Source organism: Deinococcus pimensis DSM 21231 (genome assembly GCF_000519345.1).
Classification (GTDB): Bacteria; Deinococcota; Deinococci; order Deinococcales; family Deinococcaceae; genus Deinococcus_A; species Deinococcus_A pimensis.
The window spans coordinates 36179-37967 of sequence record NZ_KI912641.1 but is presented as its reverse complement, the minus strand read 5'-3'; the positions used below and the strand labels follow the sequence as shown (position 1 = coordinate 37967).

At 68.9% G+C, this 1789-nt stretch carries 3 protein-coding genes; all 3 read left to right on the top strand.

The genetic code is table 11. The features are described 5' to 3' along the window. Positions 1-49 precede the first annotated feature (49 nt). Positions 50-709: a YczE/YyaS/YitT family protein gene (locus DEIPI_RS30505; protein WP_045234158.1), complete on the top strand. Its 660-nt coding sequence runs from the start codon at positions 50-52 to the stop codon at positions 707-709. Positions 710-736: 27 nt separating this feature from the next. Beyond that, entirely contained in the window at positions 737-1078 is a 342-nt protein-coding gene (locus DEIPI_RS0111520) for a hypothetical protein (protein WP_027481874.1), read from the top strand. A gap of 71 nt (positions 1079-1149) precedes the next feature. Further along, positions 1150-1551, top strand: a complete 402-nt coding sequence (locus DEIPI_RS0111515) for a globin domain-containing protein (RefSeq protein ID WP_045234168.1) — start codon at positions 1150-1152, stop codon at positions 1549-1551. Positions 1552-1789 lie beyond the last annotated feature (238 nt).

The following is a 1789-nucleotide window of genomic DNA, read 5'->3' as shown; positions in this document are numbered from 1 at the left end:
GGGCGGGAACGCGGCCTCCCGCGTTCCCGCCCGCGCTAGGCTGGGCGGCATGTCGCTCTCCGCGCCGCTCGCCCGCACCCGCGACTGGAACTTCCCCGCGCGGCTCGCGCTGCTCATGGTGGGACTCTTCCTGTACGGCCTCGCCATCCGCCTCCAGCTCGACGCGAACGTCGGGCTCGCCCCCTGGGACGCGTTCCACCAGGGCCTCGCGCGCCGCACGGGCCTCACGGTGGGTCAGGCGAGCATCACGGCGGGCCTCGCGCTGATCGTCGCGGCGTGGGCGGCGCTGAAGGTGCGGCCCGGCCTCGGGAGCGTCCTGAACATGCTGCTCGTCGGGGTGTTCATCGACCTGCTCGCGCCCCTCACGCCCCACCCCACGGGCATCGTCGTGAGCTGGGCGCAGTTCGCCCTCGGCGTGCTGCTCGTGGGCCTCGCGACGGGCACGTACATCGCTTCGCGCATGGGCGCCGGACCGCGCGACGGCACCGTCATCGGGCTCTCCACCCGCTATCGCCTCCCCGTCGGTCGCGTCCGCACGGGCGTGGAGGTCGTGGTGCTGCTCTGCGGGCTCCTGCTGGGCGGGCACGTGGGCCTCGGGACGCTCGCGTTCGCCCTGCTGATCGGGCCGAGCATGGCGTTCGGGATGCGGCTCTACGGGCTGGAGCGGTCGGGAGGAAAAACGACCGAGGACAAAGTGACAACGCGATAAGCTTGATGTTGTTGTTGGGCATGAAATATGCTGAATTTTTTAAAGAATCTATTGAGTTATTGGTTTATCGCAGGCCAAAACAATTACGAGTACACGCCTGAGCGGGCCAGGGCGGCCATCCGAAGAGGAAAGCTCAAGGAGCGCCGGGAACTCCACGTCAAAACGGCCATAGGGTCGCACTCCTGGGCCCGCTTCGTTGGGCGTGAATCGGACGGGACCTCCTTCGACGGATGGGTCATCACTGAAACGCACGCGGATAGCCTGGCCTATCTTGAAGAACTGGCGGAAGCGTATGGCTTCAAGGTGCTTACCGTGACGTTCGAGCTTCATTCGGGTGTCCTCGACGAGAGGAAATGGTTCATTCCATAGACCTGTTAAGGAGCCGCGACACTGTTCGCGGCTCCTCTTCCTTGGCCGCCGCGCGCGTTATCCTCGCCCCGATGCAGCTCACCGAGGGTGGCTCCCTCTACGACCGGATCGGCCCCGAGCACCTCCACACGCTCCTCACGCGCTTCTACCGGCACGTCGCCGCCGACCCCCTGCTCGCCCCGATCTTCCCGGGCGACTGGGAGGTCACGCGCGACAAGCAGTTCGCGTTCATGTCGGGCTTCCTCGGCGGGCCGCCCCTGTACCACCAGCGCTACGGCCACCCGCGCCTGCGCGCCCGGCACCTGCCGTTCCCCGTCACGCCCGTCCGCGCCCGCGCGTGGCTCGCGTGCATGAAGGCCGCGCTCGACGAGACCCCCGAGATCGCGCGGGCCGACGCCGCCGAGTACTACGCCGCCCTCACGAAGGTCGCGGCGCACATGGTGAACACCGAGGACGAACCGACGCCCGTGTAGGGGAGAGTGGGGTGGAGTGGCCGTCCGCGTTCGGCTGCGTACGGACCCGAGCGATCCGGTCCTCGTGGCTGGGGCGGTGACGCGTCTCTCCAGGCCTGGGTCAGTCGTTCCCGGAGGGCACGTCCACCGCGCCGGGCGCAGCGCGTCGCGTCGTGACGCGCTGCCACACCTTCGCGGCGCGGCGGGTGAGCTCCGCGTACACGTCCCGGCGGGCCTCGTCGGGGCGGGGCTCCTCGAC